Genomic DNA, 19,944 nt, shown 5'->3' with positions numbered 1-19,944 from the left:
TTAGATAAATTTGCAAAGTGTAAGCAAATGAAAATGATGTTATAAAATTTCAGAAAAATAACTAAGTTTGACTTCTATCAAAAATCATCATGGGTAGAATGACACGGCTTTTACATTTGTGTATGGTGGAAAAAAGAAGGATAGGTCGTCTGAAAAGTAATTGTTTCTTTTTAAATTCATGTTATTAGTAAGGTTCATTGCGGCGGTGAAACCGAAGTTTTCAGACGACCCCTTACGCTTTGAACTATCATTTTGCTTGTAGTTTTATTTCTATCAGTGAAAATTGCCGACAATATCCGTTATCATCATCCGAGTAGAATGATGGGTTATTAAGTTTTATAAGAATCAATTAATTATAAAAATTATATTGTCGCCCATAGCGATTGACAGCACTATTACACCGATTAAGGTCGTCTGAAAACGACATCTATAAAAAGTGAACAAACCCTCCCTACCATGAGAAAAGGAACACAATCATGACCGTCATCAAGCAAGAAGACTTTATCCAAAGTATCTGCGATGCCTTCCAATTCATCAGCTATTACCATCCGAAAGACTACATCGACGCGCTCTATAAGGCGTGGCAGAAGGAAGAAAATCCCGCCGCCAAAGACGCGATGACGCAGATTTTGGTCAACAGCCGTATGTGTGCGGAAAACAACCGACCCATCTGCCAAGATACCGGTATCGCAACCGTCTTTCTCAAAGTCGGCATGAACGTCCAATGGGATGCAGACATGAGCGTGGAAGAAATGGTTAACGAAGGCGTACGCCGCGCCTACACTTGGGAAGGCAACACCCTGCGCGCGTCCGTCCTCGCCGACCCGGCCGGCAAACGCCAAAACACCAAAGACAACACCCCCGCAGTCATCCACATGAGCATCGTACCGGGCGACAAAGTCGAAGTAACCTGCGCGGCAAAAGGCGGCGGCTCTGAAAACAAATCCAAACTCGCCATGCTCAATCCTTCCGACAACATCGTCGATTGGGTGCTGAAAACCATCCCGACCATGGGCGCGGGCTGGTGTCCTCCCGGCATTTTGGGCATCGGTATCGGCGGTACGCCCGAAAAAGCCGTGCTGATGGCAAAAGAATCCCTGATGAGCCACATCGACATTCAAGAATTGCAGGAAAAAGCCGCGTCAGGTGCAGAATTGTCCACCACCGAAGCCCTGCGCCTCGAGCTCTTTGAAAAAGTCAACGCGTTGGGCATTGGCGCACAAGGTTTAGGCGGACTGACCACCGTGTTGGACGTCAAAATCCTCGATTACCCGACCCATGCCGCTTCCAAACCGATTGCCATGATTCCGAACTGCGCCGCCACCCGCCACGTCGAATTCGAATTGGACGGCTCCGGTCCGGTCGAACTGACCCCGCCGCGCGTTGAAGATTGGCCCGATTTGACTTACAGTCCCGACAACGGCAAACGCATCGATGTCGACAAACTGACCAAAGAAGAAGTCGCCAGCTGGAAAACCGGCGACGTATTGCTGTTGAACGGCAAAATCCTCACCGGCCGCGATGCCGCGCACAAACGCCTCGTCGATATGCTCGACAAAGGCGAAGAGTTGCCTGTCGATTTCACCAACCGCCTGATTTACTACGTCGGCCCCGTCGATCCGGTCGGCGACGAAGTAGTCGGCCCGGCAGGTCCGACCACCGCCACCCGCATGGACAAATTCACCCGCCAAATGCTCGAACAAACCGGCCTCTTGGGCATGATCGGCAAATCCGAGCGCGGCGCAGCCACCTGCGAAGCCATCGCCAACAACAAAGCCGTGTACCTCATGGCAGTCGGCGGCGCGGCATACCTCGTGGCAAAAGCCATCAAATCTTCCAAAGTCTTGGCGTTCCCCGAATTGGGCATGGAAGCGGTTTACGAGTTTGAAGTCAAAGACATGCCCGTAACCGTCGCCGTGGACAGCAAGGGCGAGTCCATCCACGCCACCGCCCCGCGCAAATGGCAGGCAAAAATCGGCATCATCCCCGTCGAGTCCTAATGACTTGATGCCAGGTTGAAAAAGGTCGTCTGAAAACTTGAAACAGGGTTTTCAGACGACCTTTAATTTGTTTGGAAACATTACGATTGCAAGGGTAGAGGAATGAACGGCAAAGCAATATGGCGGACAAGTCTTGATAAAGAACAAGCATCGCCCCGCCCCGACTGCAGAAGCAGCCGAAATATGTTATAAATAGCCCCTTCTACCTACCTCAAATTGGAGCATACGACATGGAATTGGTATTTATCCGCCACGGACAAAGCGAATGGAACGCGAAAAACCTGTTTACAGGCTGGCGCGACGTGAAACTGAGCGAGCAGGGGCTTGCCGAGGCCGCCACCGCTGGTAAAAAACTGAAGGAAAAAGGCTACGAGTTCGACATCGCCTTCACTTCCGTCCTGACCCGCGCGATTAAAACCTGCAACATCGTTTTGGAAGAATCCGACCAACTGTTTGTGCCGCAAATCAAAAGCTGGAGGCTGAACGAACGCCACTACGGCCAACTGCAAGGTTTGGACAAAAAACAAACCGCCGAAAAATACGGCGACGAGCAAGTCCACATCTGGCGCCGCAGCTACGACACCCTGCCGCCGCTGCTCGACCCGAAAGACCCGTTCTCCGCGCACAACGACCGCCGCTATGCCAACCTGCCCGCCGATGTCATCCCCGACGGAGAAAACCTGAAAGTTACTTTGGAGCGCGTATTGCCGTTCTGGGAAGACCAAATCGCCCCCGCGCTTCTGAGCGGCAAACGCGTCTTGGTCGCCGCACACGGCAACTCCCTGCGCGCACTGGCAAAACACATCGAAGGCATTTCCGACGAAGACATTATGGGCTTGGAAATCCCGACCGGTCAGCCGCTGGTGTACAAATTGGACGACAATTTGAAAGTGGTTGAAAAATTCTATCTGTAAGCTTTTTCGGATAAGGCAAAAGGTCGTCTGAAAACTCGGATTCGGGTTTTCAGACGACCTTTTGATTGTGAGAAACGCTTGAAATATAAAGTTTGAGGGAGCTAAAGGCAAAAAACAGCCCGGTCAAAAATGACCGGGCTGTTGAATTTTTGGTCGGAGTGAAAGGATTCGAACCTTCGACCCCTTGCACCCCATGCAAGTGCGCTACCAGACTGCGCCACACTCCGACTCGATAAGTTTCAGATTATAGTTTTCTTGTCCGGCTTTGGCAAGCGTAAGGCAGGGCGGTTTGGGCTATCTGTTTGAAGCGGCTTTGAATTTGTTTGGCGTCAGGGAGGGTAGGGCTGCGAAATGGTTCATACTTGATTGGAAGCCGCGATGTTTTCAGACGACCTTGGGGTAAACGGATGTGGCGGAATTTAATGGCTGCTATATAATCTCAGCTTTGATTTTTAATGAAAAAACAGGGCTGATGGACAATATTTTGCATGAATTGTTTGCGCGTCAGGCGTTTACGTCTAGCTTGGTAGAGCGCAATTTCGGACAGGTTTCGGGCTGGATTGAGCTGGTCGGCGTATTGATACTGATGGCGGTAGCATTTTGGTTGTCAAACCGACTAAAAAACCGTTATTTCTTTGCGGAACAAGGTAACTTCGCGCTATTGCGGCATATAGGCAGGCGGATTTTGTGGCCGGTGCTGATGATGATTTTCGGTGCGGCGGCTTTGTTTGTCTGCAACCTGACGGAGTTTCGCCCGGTATGGCTGCATCTGCTGATTTTGGCGGCGCGCTGGATGATTCTGATTCGGGTCAGCGTGGCGGTTGTTCATGCCGCTTTGCCGCAGAACAAACTGACCGACTGGCTGGAAAAATCGGTCTCCATGGTTTTGTGGGTAGGCTTCGTGCTTTGGCTGTCGGGCTTGGATGATAAGATTTTGGCGATGCTCGACGGCATCAGCTTCTCGGTCGGTTCGGGCAAACTGAGCCTGTTGATGATTTTGAACGGGATTTTGTGGGTCGGGCTTCTGATGATAGGCGCGTCGTGGTTGGCGCGTTTTATCGGCGAGCGTTTGGAGAAAAGCAGCCTGGACAATAATCTGTCCATGATTTTGTCCAAAATCATCAAAACGGTGATGATGGTTTTGGCGGTCTTGATTGCGCTGCCGCTGGTGGGGATTGATTTGACGGTATTGTCGGTGTTCGGCGGTGCGTTGGGTGTCGGTATCGGTTTCGGCCTGCAAAAAGTGGCGAGCAACTACATTTCAGGCTTTATCATTTTGGGCGACCGCTCCATCCGTATGAACGACCGTCTGACGGTCAATAACTTTACCGGCTATGTCACTAAAATTACTTCGCGTTTTGTCGTGCTGCGCAATGCCAACGGTACGGAGGCGCTGATTCCGAACGAGACGTTCGTTACCTCGATGGTGGTCAACGAATCTTATACCAGCCGCGAATTGCAGCAGGCGTTCAATATACAGGTTGCCTATCATTCCGACTTGATTAAGGCGCTGGACATCATTAAAAGTGCAGCCGCCGCACAGCCGCGTGTTTCCAAACATCCCGCGCCTTTGGCGGTGGTGACCAATTTCGGCGACAACGGTATCGATTTGCGCGCGACTTATTGGGTGAAAGACCCGGAAAACGGTTTTGCCGCGCTGCAATCGGCGATTTTTCTGGATATTTGGCGGCAGTTTAACGAACACGACATCGAATTCTCTTATCCGCAACGCGAAGTCCGCATCCTGAACGAAGAACAGTCGCCGAGCAATATTGCCATGATTAAGGCGGGAATGCAGGCGCGCAGCGATACCAAATCTGATCCCGCGATGGACGCTGCCGGAGACGATTGATGGCAAAGCCCTTGAAGTATCCCGTGTCCGCGCTGGTGGTTTTGCATGATGCCGACGGCAATATCCTTCTAATCGAACGCACTTCGCCGCCAGGTTTTTGGCAGTCGGTAACCGGCAGCATCGAGCCGGACGAAACCATAGAGGAAACCGCCAAACGCGAAGTCTGGGAGGAAACCGGCATCCGCCTTGCGGACGGACAGCTCTGCAACTGGCACGACAGCACGGTTTACGAAATCTACCATCATTGGCGGCACCGCTATCCCAAAGGCGTGTTTGAAAACCGCGAACACATCTTTTCCGCCGAAATCCCGCGCGATACGGCGATTGTGTTGCAACCCGACGAACACGTCGCTTACGGATGGTTCGGCATAGAAGAAGCGGCGGAAAAAGTGTTTTCCCCGTCGAACAAAAGGGCAATTTTGGAATTGGGGAAAAGGTTGGGTTTGAGCGTTTGAAGGATGACGGCGCATAGAGAGCAGGCAAACGGGGTTAAAGGATAATAGACAGTCTCTTTTATATCTAATAAAATAAACGATAATTGTTATTGATTAAATTTGGTAACATCAAACCGTAAAGGTCGTCTGAACGTTCGGCTTTTTGATTGAAAGCCCTTAAATCCTTTGTTCAAACGGCCTTTTCCATATTTTCGTTTTCTATCTGCTTGGAGAATCCATGTTACGCCTGACTGCTTTAGCCGTATGCTGCGCCCTTGCCTTGGGTGCGTGTTCGCCGAAAGATTCCGCTTCCAACCAAAATGCCCAAACCGCTTCCGCAACCCAAACCGAAGGCGCGGGCTTGACCGTCAAAACGACGCGCGGCGACGCGAAAGTGCCGCAAAATCCCGAACGCATCGCCGTTTATGACTTGGGTATGCTCGACACGTTAAGCAAATTGGGCGTGAAAACCGGTTTGTCTGTCGATAAAAACCGGCTGCCTTATTTGGACGAATATTACAAAACAACGAAACCTGCCGGTACGCTGTTCGAGCCGGATTACGAAGCGCTTAACGCCTACAAACCGCAGCTCATCATCATCGGCAGCCGTGCAGCCAAAGCGTTTGACAAGTTGAACGCCATTGCGCCGACCATCGAGATGACCGCTGATACCGCCAACCTCAAAGAAAGTGCCAAAGAGCGCATCGACGCGCTGGCGCAAATCTTCGGCAAACAGGCGGAAGCCGACAAGCTGAAAGCCGAAATCGACGCATCTTTCGAAGCCGCGAAAACCGCCGCGCAAGGTAAAGGCAAAGGTTTGGTGATTCTGGTCAACGGTGGAAAAATGTCCGCCTTCGGCCCGTCTTCACGACTGGGCGGCTGGCTGCACAAAGACATCGGCGTTCCAGCCGTTGACGAAGCCATCAAAGAAGGCAGCCACGGTCAGCCCGTCAGCTTCGAATACCTGAAAGAGAAAAATCCAGATTGGCTGTTTGTCCTCGACCGCAGCGCTGCCATCGGCGAGGAAGGGCAGGCGGCGAAAGACGTGTTGAACAACCCGCTGGTCGCCGAAACGACCGCATGGAAAAAAGGACAAGTGGTTTACCTCGTTCCCGAAACCTACTTGGCGGCGGGCGGCGCGCAAGAATTGCTGAACGCGTCCAAGCAGGTTACCGACGCGTTTAATGCGGCGAAATAAGCAAACAAGTTGCTTTGAACAATCAAAAGGTCGTCTGAAAACAAGCATTGCGGGTTTTCAGACGACTTTTTGATTTATAGTGGATTAACTTTAAACCAGTACGGCGTTGCCTTGCCTTGCCGTACTATCTGTACTGTCTGCGGCTTCGTCGCCTTGTCCTGATTTAAATTTAATCCACTATACAACTGCGTTTCTTAATCTGCCAACAGGTTTTCAAGCCCAAAAATCGCGCGGCGGGTCGAGGACGGGTTTGACGATGCCGGTGCGGATGGCGAAGTCGCCGAAGCCTTCGTCGTCGAGGCGGTTTTGCGCCCAGTTGCCGACCCAGCCGTCGACGATTTCGAGGATTTCGGGTTCGGTGATGTTTTCTTTAAAGAGACGTGGGATGCGGGTGCCTTCGCGGTTGCCGCCTGCGTAGAGGTTGTAGCGGCCGACGGCTTTGCCGACCAAACCGATTTCGGCGAGCATGGCGCGGCCACAGCCGTTGGGACAACCCGTTACACGCAAAACGATGTATTCGTCTTCCAAACCGTATTTGGCGAACATTTCGTCGATTTTGTCGGAAAACGACGGCAGGAAGCGTTCGGCCTCCGCCATTGCCAGCGGACAGGTTGGCAGGGCAACGCATGCCATGGAGTTTTCGCGCTGGATGGTGATGGATTTGCTGATTAAGCCGTGTTCTTTGGCGATTTTGTCTATGGTGTCTTTCAGCTCTGGCGGAACGTTGGCGACAACGAGGTTTTGGTTAGCGGTCAGGCGGAAGTCGCCCGGGTGGATTTTGGCGATTTCGCGCACGCCGGTTTTCAACGGTCTGCCGGGGTAGTCGAGCAGGCGGCCGTTTTCGATGAACAGGGTCAGGTGCCAGTTGCCTTCGAGTCCTTTAACCCAGCCGATGTGGTCGCCGCGATGAGTGAAGGCGTAGGGGCGGATGGGTTGGAACTTGATGCCCATGCGCTTTTCGACTTCTTCTTTGAACACTTCGACGCCGACGCGCTGGAGGGTGTAGCGGGTACGCGCGGCTTTGCGGTCGCTGCGGTTGCCCCAGTCGCGCTGGGTGCTGACGACGGCTTCGGCGGCGTTGAGGGTATATTCGAGGGGGACGAAACCGAATTCGTAGGAGGTGTTGGGGTAGGTTTTGGTGTTGCCGTGTTCGCTGGACAGCCCGCCGCCGACAAGGACGTTGAAGCCGACAAGTTTGCCGTTTTCTTCGATGGCGACGAAGCCTAAGTCGTTGGAATGGATATCCACATCGTTGTCAGGCGGGATGACGACGGCGGTTTTGAATTTGCGCGGCAGGTAGGTTTTGCCCAAAATCGGTTCGACATCGTCGGCGATTTCTTTGTTGCGCGGCTCGGTCGGTTCGGTGGTGAACACTTTTTCGCCGTCCAGCCAGACATCGGCGTATGCCATGGTGCGCGGCAGAAGGTGCATACTGATGCGTTTCGCCCATTCGTAGGCTTCTTGGTGCAGCGGGCTTTGGACGGGATTGCTGGTGCAAAGTACGTTGCGGTTGACGTCGCTGGCGGTGGCGATGGAATCGAGGCCGAGTTTGTGCAGGGACTGGTGCGCCAGTTTCAAATCGGTTTTTAAAATGCCGTGGTATTGGAAGGTTTGGCGGTTGGTCAGGCGGATAGAGCCGTAAATGGTGTGGTCGCCGGCAAATTCGTCTATGCCCAGCCACTGTGCCGGCGTGATGATGCCGCCGGGCAAGCGGCAGCGCAACATCATGTTTTTTAAGGGTTCGAGTTTTTGGTCGGTGCGCTCGGCGCGAATGTCGCGGTTATCCTGCTCGTACATGCCGTGGAAACGGATGAGCTGGAAATTGTCGGCGGTAAAGCCGCCGGTAAAGTCGTCGGTCAAATCGTCTTTGATGGTACCGTGCAGATAGTCGCTGCGGTCTTTCAGGGCTTCGTTGCCGGAAAGCGGGGTATCGGGCAGCTTGGCGCGCGGGTCGGCGGTAGTAGTCATAGGGTGCTCCTTATTCTCAGTTTGGAGCTACTTTAATCAGGTCGTCTGAAAATGGGAAAGAATGGTTTGTTCGATTTAAAGATGATTTCGTTATATGAATCTGATGTTTTCAGACGACCCCAAGTAATCTAAATTTTGCCAATCGCACTGTTTGTTTGGAAGCCAACACATTCATTTCAAAGTCAAGTTAAGCTATAATACCCGCCGACACATACCATCTCTCCCACCTTATCCCATGCAACTTACCGCCGTCGGACTCAACCACCAAACTGCGCCTTTGAGTATACGCGAGAAGCTGGCATTCGCCGCAGCAAGCCTGCCCGAAGCCGTCCGCAACCTTGCTCAAAGCAAAGCAGCGAAGGAGGCAGTAATTCTATCGACCTGCAACCGCACCGAGCTTTACTGCGTCGGCGAAACCGAGCAAATCATCGAATGGCTGGCGCAATATCATAACCTGCCCGCCGAAGAAATCCGCCCCTATCTTTATACCTTGGACAACAACGAAACCATCCGCCACGCTTTCCGCGTCGCCTGCGGATTGGATTCCATGGTATTGGGCGAGCCGCAGATTTTGGGACAGATTAAAGATGCCGTGCGTGTCGCACAAGAGCAAGAAAGCATCAATACCAACCTCAATGCATTGTTTCAAAAAACGTTTGCCGTTGCCAAAGAAGTGCGTACCGACACCGCTGTCGGCGAGAATTCCGTTTCGATGGCTTCCGCATCCGTCAAGCTTGCCGAGCAGATTTTTCCCGATATCGGCGACCTGAACGTTCTATTTATCGGCGCGGGCGAAATGATTGAATTGGTCGCCACCTATTTCGCCGCCAAAAATCCCAAACTCATTACCGTTGCCAACCGTACTTTGCCGCGCGCCCAAGAGTTGTGCGACAAACTCGGACTGAATGCTGAGCCTTGTCTGCTGACAGAGTTGCCCGATATCTTGCACGAATACGATGTCGTCGTTTCCTCTACCGCCAGTCAGCTGCCTTTGGTTGGCAAAGGCATGATAGAACGCGCCTTGCGCCTGCGTCTCAATATGCCCATGTTCCTGCTCGACCTTGCCGTTCCGCGCGATATCGAAGCCGAAGTAGGGGAGTTGAATGACGCTTATCTCTACACCGTCGACGACATGATGGGCATCGTTCAAAACGGCAAGGAAGCCCGCCAAAAAGCGGCTGCCGCAGCCGAAGCCATGGTGGAAGAGAAGGTTGGCGAGTTTGTCCGCCTGCAACAAAGCCGCCAAAGCGTCCCACTTATCCGCGCCCTGCGTGACGAAGGCGAACGCGCCCGCAGGCAGGTTTTGGAAAATGCGATGAAACAGCTTGCCAAAGGCGCATCGGCGGAAGAAGTGCTGGAGCGGCTCTCTATCCAACTGACCAACAAACTCCTCCACTCGCCCACTCAAACCCTCAATAAAGCCGGCTCGGAAAACAGTAATCTGGTCGATGCTGTTGCCCAAATTTATCAATTGGATCAACACGATTAACGATTAGAAAGGTCGTCTGAAATTTTCAGACGACCTTTCCGTATGTTTATCTGCCTTATCGGTTAAATCCCAAAATTTCCTTGAAAACTATCCCTACTATGCAGACACTTTATCTCGCCTCCGGCAGCCCGCGCCGCCGTGAAATCCTTGAAAACTTAGGCTACCAAATTCAACGCATTCCCGCCGATATCGATGAAACGCCGTTTCCTGACGAAAATGCCGCCGATTATGTTCAGCGTATGGCGAACGAAAAGAACGCCGCTGCCGTTGCGCAATGGTTTGCAAAACATGATACGCCGCCCGAATTTCCCATTCTGACCGCTGATACTACCGTTGCCTATCAAAACCATATCCTCGGCAAACCCGAAACCAAAGAGCATGCCGCCGCAATACTTGGGCGGCTGTCAGGGCAAACCCATCAAGTGCTGACCGCCGTATGCGTTTATTGGCAAGGCGAAACGCGCAGCGTCTTACAAACCAGTGATGTGCGTTTCAAAACCTTATCCTATGACGAAATCTCCGCTTACATTCAAAGCGGCGAACCGATGGATAAAGCCGGTGCATACGGAATCCAAGGCTTGGGAGGCATGTTTGTCGAGCATTTGCAAGGCAGCTTTACCGGCGTGATGGGGCTGCCCGTTTATGAAACCGTCGGTTTATTGAAGCAATTTGAGTTGTCTGTTCCGCCTTTTTTCTGAGATTCGGGCTGCTCAGTTGCAGTAAAAACCATCAATCTTCTTTGTTTGTCTTTATGGCTGTATTTTGTAGATTTAGAAAGAGTAAAAAGAAAATGAAAAAAATCGGTTTGTATTTATTAATAATGCTGTTTCCTGTGTCAGTAAGCGCCAATAATTACGAACAAATTGGAGATAAAAGGCAATCGATTGAAATAAATAATTTTTTTAGTGACGTAAAGAAGGAAAATATTACCTCTTATGAGGAGGGCGATTTTATTGTCGTTAGTGTTGATGATTTTGGCGGAAGATTTTATGAAGAATATTACATCAAAAAGACTGGGAAGTTATTAATTTTAGATAAATTAAAAACTATTAGTCTGTATAAGGAAGACTTTGACGTTAAATCTTTAGAGTGCAGAAAAAATATCCATAAGCCCATAAAAGATTATGATAGGCAGGCTGTTTTAAAGATGCATGGTGAGAAATGTAGAACGTTTTATGCGGTTGAAAATACATTAGACGATTTAGAAGAGTATGTTAAAAATTACTCGGATTTTGATATAGACAAAAGTAGAATGGATTGGTATCTAGGCAGATATCCGATGAATCAGAAAAATATTACAACTTATAATAATATTGCATTTTATCTTAGTAATCATAACAATTACAAACCTGCAATATATCTCTTACATAAAATTATTAAGGCATTCCCAGACAGAACTGTTGCATACTTAAATCTTGCAGATGCGTATTGGGATTCAAAAGATAAACGAAATGCGAAAATCTTTTATAAAAAATACCTCTCTCAAATAAATAACAAGGGGGAGAACGTCTCTATTCCTTCTCGAGTATCCAAAAGAATAGCTCAATAAATCTTATGACGGATTGAGGTTTTGTATTTGAAACAGCTGTGATAAACCGTAGATTTGGATAATTCTCAGTCATGATAAAAGGTCGTCTGAAAACGCTAACTTGGTTTTCAGACGACCTCTTTGTTTGTCCACTTACGTCAATTACTCAAGCGATAACGCGGATGTTTTGTCTGTCTCGTTTGAATTTAATTTTTAATATAGACGGCAGCAGGTTGTCGAAATACCAGTGTCCGTTCGGCAGCTCTAAAGCGCCTCCGGCGCAGCGCATGATGACGCTGTGGCCTGATAATTCGTCTGTTTCCGTGATTTCCACTTCATGCACTTTCCCCCAGTCGGCAACAGGCAGCTTGGATGCCATGGCATGAATTCGGGTATTTTGTTCTTCGATTCCGTCACCTTTATGGCATGTTCCATCGCATTTTCCGACGGCATGTACGGGACATGACGTTCCTTTTGCATGACTGACCGGCAAAATGTTTAAGGCATCGGGACAGAAATTATGTTCTTGCGCCCAGATGTTCAATGCGCGTTTTGCCGCTTTTTTGTGGATAAACAAACCGTAAGGGCGGGTGGTGCTGCTGCCGTTGTCTAGCGGCACAATTCGTGCCTTCAGTACGCCATGTTCGTCGGGGATGAACTTAACGGTCATAAATGTTTTGGGATTCAGTTGCTTGAGGGGAAATGGTGCAGATAACTCCTCTTGATATTCCTGCATAACCTGCGCTTTCAACCACAAGGCATGCAGGCTCCCTACTGCGGGGATGAATTTCACATCTGCGGCATTTTGAATATAGTGCAAGCCTTCTTTGCTGTGGAGTAGGGCGGCGATTTCGCTATACGTTTTTTCATACGCCTCTAAGGAATACACTTTTTCTGAATGGTCAAACCACACCAGCACGCCCTCGGTATCAGGTAATGAATAGAGTTTTGCAGCTAAAGAATCGGATAGCTGCGTCGGCAGCATTTTCGGATTCATCAGAGCGCGGCAGTGATTGTCCCATTCTTCCGAGGTTTTCTCTTTCAGACTGTGTTCCAAATAATCGGCAAGCGCCAAAACATCTGCCAATGCACGATGCCGCTCGTCCGTTTGGATACCCATCCTGCTGATAATGCTGTCAAGATTGTGTTTATAAAATTGAGGGTATAGGCGGCGGGACAGTTGGACAGTGCACAACGCCGGAGCGGCAAAATCAATGCCTGCCCGACAAAATTCATGACGCAGGAAGGTGTAGTCGAAACGGCTGTTGTGTGCGACGATCAATGCCCCGCGAAGCAAAGGCAGTATATCGGAGGCAATTTGGTCGAAAGCGGGAGCCTGCGCCACCATTTCGTTGGTAATGCCGGTCAGTTGGATGACAAATTCAGGAATCGGCTTCCCCGGGTTGATCAATTGTTCGTAATGTTCTACCCGGCCGTTTTCAAAGCGCAGAAAAGCAATTTCCGTCACCCTGTCTTGATACAGATTGCCGCCGGTAGATTCTAAATCAACGACCACAACAGGTCGCTTCAATCGAGTAAAAGCTTCCGATAATCTCAACCAGCGAGAAAGATGAAACATTCTAAATTCCTGAAAATTCACACAACAGGGCAGTATTCTACACTTTGCCTGTCGTTTATCCAAGAAAACCCTTGACAAGCCCTGTATGGGAAAATATAATTCGAATCTTTCTTTCAGTGCACCCGTAGCTCAGTTGGATAGAGTATCTGGCTACGAACCAGAGGGTCGGGCGTTCGAATCGCTCCGGGTGCGCCAATAGAAAATTTCTGCGCCCATCGTCTAGCGGTCAGGACATCGCCCTTTCACGGCGGTAACCGGGGTTCGATTCCCCGTGGGCGTGCCAGATTTTGACAAGCCCCTGATTTTTCAGGGGCTTGTCTTTTTTGTATCTCCGAAAAAGATAAAACTCTGGTTGTTTGTGGTCATAAATGTTTAGATATATCAACCAGATATTTTTTTGATTAGGTTGGCGGTACAATAGTCGAACTTTGAAATGATGAAACTTTTGTTTGCCTGCTTATGAAAAATCCGAAAATTATCTTCTTCGATATTGATGATACCCTCTATCAAAAATATACCGATACGCTAAGACCTTCAGTTCATCAAGCTATGATGGCATTGAAAGAGAAGGGGATATTGACTGCGATTGCAACAGGTCGTCCTCCTGCGGCTATTCCGAAAAAAGTGCGGGAGCTTATCCGTGAAAGCGGAATCGATATGTTGGTGACCATTAATGGGCAATATACGTCGTTTCACGGGGAAGTGTTGCAGGAATATCCGATGGACTCTGCGAATATGATGGAAATATGCGCGTTGTTGGACAATAAAAAGATTGATTACGCCTTCGTGAATAACAATGAAATCGCAGTTTCCCGTTCTTCATCACTTATCAAAGATACGTTAGCGCATATTTTCCCCAATTATTTGGTGGATAAAGAATATTTTCAGCGCGCAAAAGTGTATCAAATGCTGATCTTTGCAGATTCAAATCAAGAACGTGCCATTGAAGATGAAATTCAACAAAACGGGTTTAAATTGGTTCGTTGGCATGAATCTGCTTTGGATATGCTCCGTGCTGAAGGTTCTAAGGCAAGAGGAATTGCTCATGCGGTAGGTAAGCTGGGGATTGAAATGAAGGATGTTATGGCATTTGGCGATAGCTTCAACGACTTGGAAATGTTGTCTACTGTCGGATTCGGGGTGGCAATGGGCAATGGGGAAGCTGAGGCAAAGGCTGTGGCAAAATTTGTATGTCCAAGCGTGGACGAGGATGGGGTGTTGCGGGGATTGCAGGAATTGGGCGTTATCGAATAAATATAGTGGATTAACTTTAAACCAGTACGGCGTTGCCTCGCCTTAGCTCAAAGAGAACGATTCTCTAAGGTGCTGAAGCACCAAGTGAATCGGTTCCGTACTATCTGTACTGTCTGCGGCTTCGTCGCCTTGTCCTGATTTAAATTTAATCCACTAAGGTTGTCTGAAATTTCAGACGACCTTACGAGAAAGGGTTGATAATGGTGATACGGCATTTCTGTTCTACTGCCAGTATATCCTGAGTAAAACAAAAGACTGCTTCGTTTGTTGCGGTCTTTTGTTTTATACGGCAGAGGGTGTTGATTAGTTATCCAGTTTGCCGATGATTTCATTTAACGCTTTTTGCCAATCGGATGCCTTGATGCCGCATTCGTTTTCAATTTTTTGGCAGTCCATAATGCTGTAAGCAGGACGCAGGGCGGGTAAGGGGTATTGGTCGGTCGTAATCGCGTTCAGTTGCGGAATTTTGAACTGTGGGTCGTGTTGTTGAGCCGTTTGAAAAATGGCTTGGGCAAATTCATACCATGTTACCGATTTGTTGCCGCCATAATGGTAAATACCCCGTGGAGCGACGGGTCGTTGCAGCAATGTAATGATGGCTTGGGCGAGGTCGCCGGCGTAGGTGGGGCAGCCTGTTTGGTCATGGACGATGGAGAGATTGTCTCTTTCTCCTGCCAGTCGGAGCATGGTTTTGACAAAGTTGTTGCCGTATTCGCTGAATAACCATGAGGTACGGATGATGACGCTGTCCGGATTGGCTGCCAAGGCGAGTAGTTCGCCTGAGACTTTAGTGCGCCCATACACGCTTTGCGGGTTGGTATAGTCTTGCTCTTTGTATGGGGTCTTGTTTGTGCCGTCGAACACATAGTCTGTAGAGATATGGATAAAGCGGGCTTGGCAGGCGCGGGCGGCAGAGGCGAGGTTGTGGACGGCGGTGGCATTGACGGCAAATGCGGTGCCGACATGGGCCTCTGCTTTATCGACTGCGGTAAAGGCCGCTGCATTGACTATGGCGTCGGGTTGGAAGTTTTGAACCATATTGCGAACGGCTTCGGTATCTGTAATATCCAAGGATGTCGAATCTGTGGCAATCAATTCCCAATTTTCAGGCAGGCGGTCGCGAAAGCAACGCGCCAATTGTCCTTTTGAACCGGTTAACAGGGTTCGCATAGGGTGTCTCCTCGTTTGAAAGTTTTAAAAAAGTATTGCCGGATTAAAAGGACGGCAATTGGAACGATTTGGGCAAGCGTCCGAATTCATTATTCGGGAACGCTGAAACAGTACATTCAAGACAAAACAGATTGGAAGACGGTTGGGCAGATGTTTGACCCGCCAATAAGACCATTTTGTGAAATAACCCTTTTGCAAATTCAGGCTGGGACGCCTTTACTGCATCATCCTTGCGTAGAAATGAAGGCAGAAGATGCTTCCCATTTTCTATTTTCAGACGACCCCGCCTGTTTTCGAAAAAGATGGAAAGCGGATTTAACCCTGAAATCATGCTGATTTTTGCAAGAGGAATAATAAAAATCCGATGCGGTAGGGAATCTGTCAATGCCCGATATATTATAGTGCAAACTTCGCAGCGATACCGATTATCTGAAAATAATTTTGTTTGTTTGATTTTTATCTGGGTAAGGGTAGCTTAGCGATATACTGTTTGGTGGTTTTCAGACGACCTCTTATGAAGATTGGGGTCGTCTGAAAACTAAATACGGTAAGCAATGTTGAGTATATTCACGGAGTATGTGGTTGATGTGGAAAAAATGGTGTCCGATAGTATTGGTCGCATTGGTAATAGGTATTGTCGGGCGCAGCTATTATGTGATGCATGCTCAAGCACAGGATATCAAACATGCTTGGGTGGAAGTGATGAAGCAATACGGTCAGCGTTCGGCATTGGTGTCCGATTTATCGAATGTCGTTAAGACGTATGCCGGCCCTGAAGAGGATATTTTGTTCAAGTTGTCTGACGTTCAAAGTCGGGCGGTCCGTATGAATCTGAATTTGGAGGAGGCTGCCAACCCGGCGAAATTGAAGCGTTTTCAGGAGGTTCAGGGAGAATTGAGCGGAATTTTGACGCAAATGACACTGATTTCAGACCATTATCCGCTTTTGGCGGAAAGCTTGGATTATCAGCGTCTGACTACGCGTCTTGAAGAGGCGGAAAACCGGATTAATCAAGCAAGGAATAACTATATTCAGGCTGTCCGCACCTATAACGCTACGTTGAGGCGTTTCCCGCAAAGTATGACCGCGAAACTTTTCGGGCAGTATGTAAGGGCAAATTTCAGTATTGAGAATGAACGTGAAATTTCCAATGCGCAACGGGTGCAATTTTGATACAGTTTAGCAGCCAATGGATTTGAGTGGTACCCAAAAGGGTCGTCTGAAAATATGCAGTTTCAAACGACCCTTTTGTCATTTTGCAACGAATTATTGTTTATTAATCAAGATTGGTATAATTTTCTGATTTATCTGTTTGATTTGTAAAGATAAAATTTTAGTGTAAAAATATTTAAATTATATTCAGATGTCAAAATGGCTGGTAAAACGATAAAGTATTGATAGGTAAGGAAGGAAGGAAGATTTCCAATTTAATTAAAACCAAGCAGAATTGAGTAAAAACTAGCAATTTTTAAAAAACCATTGAAATATATGAATAATATTTCAATTGCGTATTGTTTTTTCATTTGATTAAAATAATCATAATATTGCATTTTTGAGGAAATAATAAAGGTAGTTTCCAATGTAATATTGTTCATTCTCATGGAAAAATTAGTTTCCACTTATCCTAAATTTATACCGTTGGTGATGAGAATGTAAGTTTTCTGCGAAATATCACTAAAATAACAATGTAGGCAGTTTGGCTGGTCTGTATTTTTGTCAAAAGGCCTATGCTTCTTAATTATATTCTGGGAGTGATTTATTATGACTTATCATTATGGCGGCTACTCATCCAAAGGCCACTTCAACGCATATTGCCCTCCGGTCAAACCGTACAATCCTTACTGCCCACCGAGCCATGGCGGTTTCGGTTACAAAGGCGGTTTCCATAACTACGGTTCTTCACACGGCTTCAAAATGCCTCACGGCAAATTCGGTCATGGCGCCTACTGCCCTCCGCCGAAACCTGCGTACAAATGCATCATCATCGATTTCAACTGTAACCCGGGTAAACCTTATTACCCTAAACCGGCTCCAAAACCGGTTCCTCCGAAGCATGTTGATCCTTACTGCCCACCGGTTGAGCCAAAACCACAGCCTCAACCCCACCCACAACCCCAACCTAAGCCGCAGCCACAACCTCAGCCGCAGCCTAAACCTCAACCTCAACCTCAACCGCAACCTAAACCACAACCAAAACCGCAGCCTAAACCTAACGACAAAGACTGCAAAGATTGCGTTGATGACCAAAACCAACAAAATACTTACGGCCATGACGACAAAAATCCGGGTAACATCATCCATGTCGATGGTTCAACCAAAGATAAAGACGGTCTGACCAAAACCGTAGGTACTGATAAGAAAGATACCATTTACGGTACAGGCGGTGATGACGTTATCTACGGTGGCGACGGTGCTGACGTGATTTACGGTGGTGACGGTAACGACACTCTGCAAGGTGACAACAACGGTGACTCCCTGTACGGTCAAGGCGGTAAAGACTACCTGCAAGGCGGTGACGGTAATGACTACCTGAACGGCGGTTCTGACGCTGACATCATGCGCGGTGGTGACGGTAATGACGTTTACTTTGTTGACCACAAAGGCGACCAAGTTATCGAATACGGTAATGCTAACGGCGGTATCGATACCGTTCGCAGCGTAATCGACTACACCCTGACTGACAACGTTGAACACCTGTTCTTGCAAGGTTCCGGCAACATCAACGGTACCGGTAACGCTCTGAACAACGACATCAACGGCAACTCCGGCAACAACCACCTGTACGGCTTGGCAGGCGATGACTGCCTGGTTGGTAAAGACGGTAACGACTACCTCGACGGCGGCATCGGCAACGATGTCCTGATCGGCGGTACCGGCGACGATACCTACTTCTTCGATAAAGGTTACGGTCGCGACACCATCCAAGACGAAAGCGGTAACGATACCCTGCAATTCGGCAAAGGTATTTCTGCTTCCGACGTGTTGTTGAGCAAAACAGGCAACAGCCTGACCGTATCTGTCGGCGGCGGTGACACTGTTACCATTGACGACTGGTTCTCCGGTAACAACCACAAAATCGAAAACTTCAAGTTTGCCGATGGCAGCACTTACGAAGTAACCGGTCATGGCGATTACTACTCTCTGTCAGCTGTAAACAGTATCCAACAACAAACCCAAGTTCCTAGCATCTAATCTCTGATTAGCTATACTTAGGATTGATAAGGTCGTTTGAAAGCGTCTGCATCCGTGCAAAACGTTTTCAGACGACCTATTTTGTAAACAATCTGACCCAAAAATCCAAATTCGGATAAAATAACGGAATCCTGTTTAAACCGAGTCAGCGAAGGGAGAAACCCGAAATGTCCGAAATCAGCTTGAAAAAGATTTACTCCGGAAAAGTGCGAGATTTATACGAAATCGACAGCAAACGCATGTTGATGGTTGCGTCAGACCGACTGTCTGCATTTGACGTGATTTTAGACAATCCGATTCCGGGTAAAGGAGAAATCCTGACGCAGATTTCCAATTTCTGGTTTAAAAAACTGGCGCATATCATGCCCAATCATTTTACCGGTGACACGGTTTATGACGTGTTGCCTGAACATGAAGCCAAAGCCATTGAGAAACGTGCGGTTGTCGCCAAGAAACTGACTCCTGTCAAAGTAGAGGCGATTGTGCGCGGTTATTTGGCGGGCAGCGGGTGGAAAGATTACCAAAAAAACGGTTCTGTCTGCGGCATCAAACTTCCTGAAGGGATGAAAGAAGCGCAGCAGCTTCCAGAAGTGATTTTTACTCCGTCCACCAAGGCTGCCGTCGGCGATCATGATGAAAATATCAGTTTTGAAGAATGCGAACGCATTATCGGTAAAGAGCTGGCGGCTGAGGTACGCGCTAAAGCGATTCAGCTTTACACGGAAGCCGCAGAATATGCAAAATTACGCGGTATCATCATATGCGATACCAAATTCGAATTCGGGCTGGATGAAAACGGTACATTAACCCTGATGGATGAAGTGCTGACGCCCGATTCCAGCCGCTTTTGGCCGGCTGACCAATATCAAGTCGGCACCAATCCGCCGTCTTTTGACAAGCAATTTGTTCGGGATTGGTTGGAGCAAAGCGGTTGGAACAAAAAAGCTCCGGCACCGGACGTCCCTAGCGATGTTATTCAGAAAACAGTTGATAAATATCGGGAAGCATTGAATTTATTGACGGAATAATATAAAGGCGGACTGGCTGTGGCAAATCAGGTCAGTCCGTTTTTATTTTCCGATTAAAGAATAAAATCATAAATTTACAAAAATCCTCTGTTCATCAACGGATAAAGTATTTATGATGTCCTCCATAGCATCTCACAATAACTGTACTATATTTTATTTGAAAAAATAAATGGTATAGATAGGGCATCCGGTTTATAGAACCGGGAATAATCCAAATAATAGAAAAAGAAAGGAAATAATGATGCAACATCGTAGACGATTGGCTATCTTTCAAGCCGCAAAACGTGCTTCGTTCACTGGAAAACCAGTTGCACCGACTACACCGAAAGCACGCTAAG

At 48.3% G+C, this 19,944-nt stretch carries 15 protein-coding genes and 3 tRNA genes; 14 read left to right on the top strand and 4 right to left on the bottom strand.

From position 1 onward, the window contains the following. The first annotated feature begins 476 nt into the window (after nucleotides 1–476). Both ACMYUL_RS02055 and ACMYUL_RS02050 read left to right on the top strand, forming a co-directional pair. Nucleotides 477–2,000, top strand: coding sequence for a fumarate hydratase (locus ACMYUL_RS02055; RefSeq protein ID WP_415771810.1), 1,524 nt, complete (start codon nucleotides 477–479; stop codon nucleotides 1,998–2,000). 230 nt (nucleotides 2,001–2,230) lie between these two features. Beyond that, the gene (locus tag ACMYUL_RS02050; protein WP_342031949.1) at nucleotides 2,231–2,914 is read left to right on the top strand and encodes a 2,3-diphosphoglycerate-dependent phosphoglycerate mutase; all 684 of its coding nucleotides are present in this window, start codon (nucleotides 2,231–2,233) and stop codon (nucleotides 2,912–2,914) included. Between the two features lie 150 nt (nucleotides 2,915–3,064). On the opposite strand, the gene ACMYUL_RS02045 is transcribed toward ACMYUL_RS02050, so the two are convergent. After that, nucleotides 3,065–3,141, bottom strand: a tRNA-Pro gene (locus ACMYUL_RS02045). Between the two features lie 245 nt (nucleotides 3,142–3,386). Here ACMYUL_RS02045 and ACMYUL_RS02040 point away from each other — a divergent pair. The 3 genes from ACMYUL_RS02040 (at nucleotide 3,387) to ACMYUL_RS02030 (ending at nucleotide 6,398) form a co-directional block, all read left to right on the top strand. Beyond that, nucleotides 3,387–4,766 (top strand): mechanosensitive ion channel family protein, encoded by a 1,380-nt coding sequence (locus ACMYUL_RS02040; RefSeq protein ID WP_415771808.1) that lies wholly within the window; start codon nucleotides 3,387–3,389, stop codon nucleotides 4,764–4,766. Then, a complete protein-coding gene (gene nudB, locus ACMYUL_RS02035) occupies nucleotides 4,766–5,221 on the top strand; it encodes a dihydroneopterin triphosphate diphosphatase (RefSeq protein ID WP_342031947.1) in 456 nt (151 codons plus the stop codon). Before ACMYUL_RS02040 ends, nudB begins: the two co-directional genes overlap by 1 nt. Before the next feature lie 217 nt (nucleotides 5,222–5,438). Next, the gene (locus tag ACMYUL_RS02030) at nucleotides 5,439–6,398 is read left to right on the top strand and encodes a siderophore ABC transporter substrate-binding protein (RefSeq protein ID WP_415771805.1); all 960 of its coding nucleotides are present in this window, start codon (nucleotides 5,439–5,441) and stop codon (nucleotides 6,396–6,398) included. Nucleotides 6,399–6,611: 213 nt separating this feature from the next. On the opposite strand, the gene cysI is transcribed toward ACMYUL_RS02030, so the two are convergent. Next, complete coding sequence (gene cysI, locus ACMYUL_RS02025) at nucleotides 6,612–8,366, bottom strand: assimilatory sulfite reductase (NADPH) hemoprotein subunit (RefSeq protein ID WP_070656683.1); 1,755 nt, start codon at nucleotides 8,364–8,366, stop codon at nucleotides 6,612–6,614. A gap of 235 nt (nucleotides 8,367–8,601) precedes the next feature. Between cysI and hemA the strand changes: the two genes are divergently transcribed. The 3 genes from hemA to ACMYUL_RS02010 all read left to right on the top strand — a co-directional run bounded on the left by hemA (nucleotide 8,602) and on the right by ACMYUL_RS02010 (nucleotide 11,404). Beyond that, complete coding sequence (gene hemA, locus ACMYUL_RS02020; protein WP_415771803.1) at nucleotides 8,602–9,855, top strand: glutamyl-tRNA reductase; 1,254 nt, start codon at nucleotides 8,602–8,604, stop codon at nucleotides 9,853–9,855. A gap of 98 nt (nucleotides 9,856–9,953) precedes the next feature. After that, on the top strand, nucleotides 9,954–10,553 hold the full coding sequence (locus tag ACMYUL_RS02015; RefSeq protein WP_070512660.1) for a Maf family protein: 600 nt from the start codon (nucleotides 9,954–9,956) through the stop codon (nucleotides 10,551–10,553). Nucleotides 10,554–10,645: 92 nt separating this feature from the next. Further along, nucleotides 10,646–11,404 carry a tetratricopeptide repeat protein gene (locus ACMYUL_RS02010; protein ID WP_083299301.1) on the top strand — a complete coding sequence of 253 codons (759 nt, stop codon included), beginning with the start codon at nucleotides 10,646–10,648 and terminating at the stop codon, nucleotides 11,402–11,404. A gap of 145 nt (nucleotides 11,405–11,549) precedes the next feature. Here ACMYUL_RS02010 and ACMYUL_RS02005 read toward each other — a convergent pair whose 3' ends face one another. Then, nucleotides 11,550–12,962 (bottom strand): 3'-5' exonuclease family protein, encoded by a 1,413-nt coding sequence (locus ACMYUL_RS02005; RefSeq protein WP_070513994.1) that lies wholly within the window; start codon nucleotides 12,960–12,962, stop codon nucleotides 11,550–11,552. A 118-nt stretch (nucleotides 12,963–13,080) separates the two neighbouring features. Between ACMYUL_RS02005 and ACMYUL_RS02000 the strand changes: the two genes are divergently transcribed. The 3 genes from ACMYUL_RS02000 (at nucleotide 13,081) to ACMYUL_RS01990 (ending at nucleotide 14,216) form a co-directional block, all read left to right on the top strand. Beyond that, nucleotides 13,081–13,157, top strand: a tRNA-Arg gene (locus ACMYUL_RS02000). Nucleotides 13,158–13,170: 13 nt separating this feature from the next. Then, nucleotides 13,171–13,245 (top strand) — tRNA-Glu (locus ACMYUL_RS01995). 176 nt (nucleotides 13,246–13,421) lie between these two features. Then, nucleotides 13,422–14,216 carry a Cof-type HAD-IIB family hydrolase gene (locus ACMYUL_RS01990; protein WP_342031943.1) on the top strand — a complete coding sequence of 265 codons (795 nt, stop codon included), beginning with the start codon at nucleotides 13,422–13,424 and terminating at the stop codon, nucleotides 14,214–14,216. Between the two features lie 303 nt (nucleotides 14,217–14,519). Here ACMYUL_RS01990 and rfbD read toward each other — a convergent pair whose 3' ends face one another. Next, nucleotides 14,520–15,386: a dTDP-4-dehydrorhamnose reductase gene (rfbD, locus tag ACMYUL_RS01985; protein WP_070513990.1), complete on the bottom strand. Its 867-nt coding sequence runs from the start codon at nucleotides 15,384–15,386 to the stop codon at nucleotides 14,520–14,522. Nucleotides 15,387–15,971: 585 nt separating this feature from the next. On the opposite strand from rfbD, the gene ACMYUL_RS01980 reads away from it, so the two are divergent. From ACMYUL_RS01980 to ACMYUL_RS01970, 3 genes are all read left to right on the top strand, one after another. Beyond that, nucleotides 15,972–16,559: a LemA family protein gene (locus tag ACMYUL_RS01980; protein WP_246830426.1), complete on the top strand. Its 588-nt coding sequence runs from the start codon at nucleotides 15,972–15,974 to the stop codon at nucleotides 16,557–16,559. A 588-nt stretch (nucleotides 16,560–17,147) separates the two neighbouring features. After that, entirely contained in the window at nucleotides 17,148–18,578 is a 1,431-nt protein-coding gene (locus ACMYUL_RS01975; RefSeq protein ID WP_246830425.1) for a calcium-binding protein, read from the top strand. 167 nt (nucleotides 18,579–18,745) lie between these two features. Then, nucleotides 18,746–19,606, top strand: a complete 861-nt coding sequence (locus ACMYUL_RS01970) for a phosphoribosylaminoimidazolesuccinocarboxamide synthase (protein WP_070513985.1) — start codon at nucleotides 18,746–18,748, stop codon at nucleotides 19,604–19,606. Nucleotides 19,607–19,944: the final 338 nt, after the last annotated feature.

The organism is Neisseria sp. CP9 (assembly GCF_047758525.1).
Lineage (GTDB): Bacteria > Pseudomonadota > Gammaproteobacteria > Burkholderiales > Neisseriaceae > Neisseria.
This window is presented reverse-complemented; position numbering and strand designations above follow the sequence as displayed.

Bases quoted from the DNA above. Each gene is read 5' to 3' on its own strand.
- ACMYUL_RS02055 (WP_415771810.1), top strand. From the start codon at position 477: ATGACCGTCATCAAGCAAGAAGACTTTATCCAAAGTATCTGCGATGCC.
- ACMYUL_RS02050 (WP_342031949.1), top strand. From the start codon at position 2,231: ATGGAATTGGTATTTATCCGCCACGGACAAAGCGAATGGAACGCGAAA.
- ACMYUL_RS02040 (WP_415771808.1), top strand. From the start codon at position 3,387: ATGGACAATATTTTGCATGAATTGTTTGCGCGTCAGGCGTTTACGTCT.
- nudB (WP_342031947.1), top strand. From the start codon at position 4,766: ATGGCAAAGCCCTTGAAGTATCCCGTGTCCGCGCTGGTGGTTTTGCAT.
- ACMYUL_RS02030 (WP_415771805.1), top strand. From the start codon at position 5,439: ATGTTACGCCTGACTGCTTTAGCCGTATGCTGCGCCCTTGCCTTGGGT.
- cysI (WP_070656683.1), bottom strand. From the start codon at position 8,366: ATGACTACTACCGCCGACCCGCGCGCCAAGCTGCCCGATACCCCGCTT.
- hemA (WP_415771803.1), top strand. From the start codon at position 8,602: ATGCAACTTACCGCCGTCGGACTCAACCACCAAACTGCGCCTTTGAGT.
- ACMYUL_RS02015 (WP_070512660.1), top strand. From the start codon at position 9,954: ATGCAGACACTTTATCTCGCCTCCGGCAGCCCGCGCCGCCGTGAAATC.
- ACMYUL_RS02010 (WP_083299301.1), top strand. From the start codon at position 10,646: ATGAAAAAAATCGGTTTGTATTTATTAATAATGCTGTTTCCTGTGTCA.
- ACMYUL_RS02005 (WP_070513994.1), bottom strand. From the start codon at position 12,962: ATGTTTCATCTTTCTCGCTGGTTGAGATTATCGGAAGCTTTTACTCGA.
- ACMYUL_RS01990 (WP_342031943.1), top strand. From the start codon at position 13,422: ATGAAAAATCCGAAAATTATCTTCTTCGATATTGATGATACCCTCTAT.
- rfbD (WP_070513990.1), bottom strand. From the start codon at position 15,386: ATGCGAACCCTGTTAACCGGTTCAAAAGGACAATTGGCGCGTTGCTTT.
- ACMYUL_RS01980 (WP_246830426.1), top strand. From the start codon at position 15,972: ATGTGGAAAAAATGGTGTCCGATAGTATTGGTCGCATTGGTAATAGGT.
- ACMYUL_RS01975 (WP_246830425.1), top strand. From the start codon at position 17,148: ATGACTTATCATTATGGCGGCTACTCATCCAAAGGCCACTTCAACGCA.
- ACMYUL_RS01970 (WP_070513985.1), top strand. From the start codon at position 18,746: ATGTCCGAAATCAGCTTGAAAAAGATTTACTCCGGAAAAGTGCGAGAT.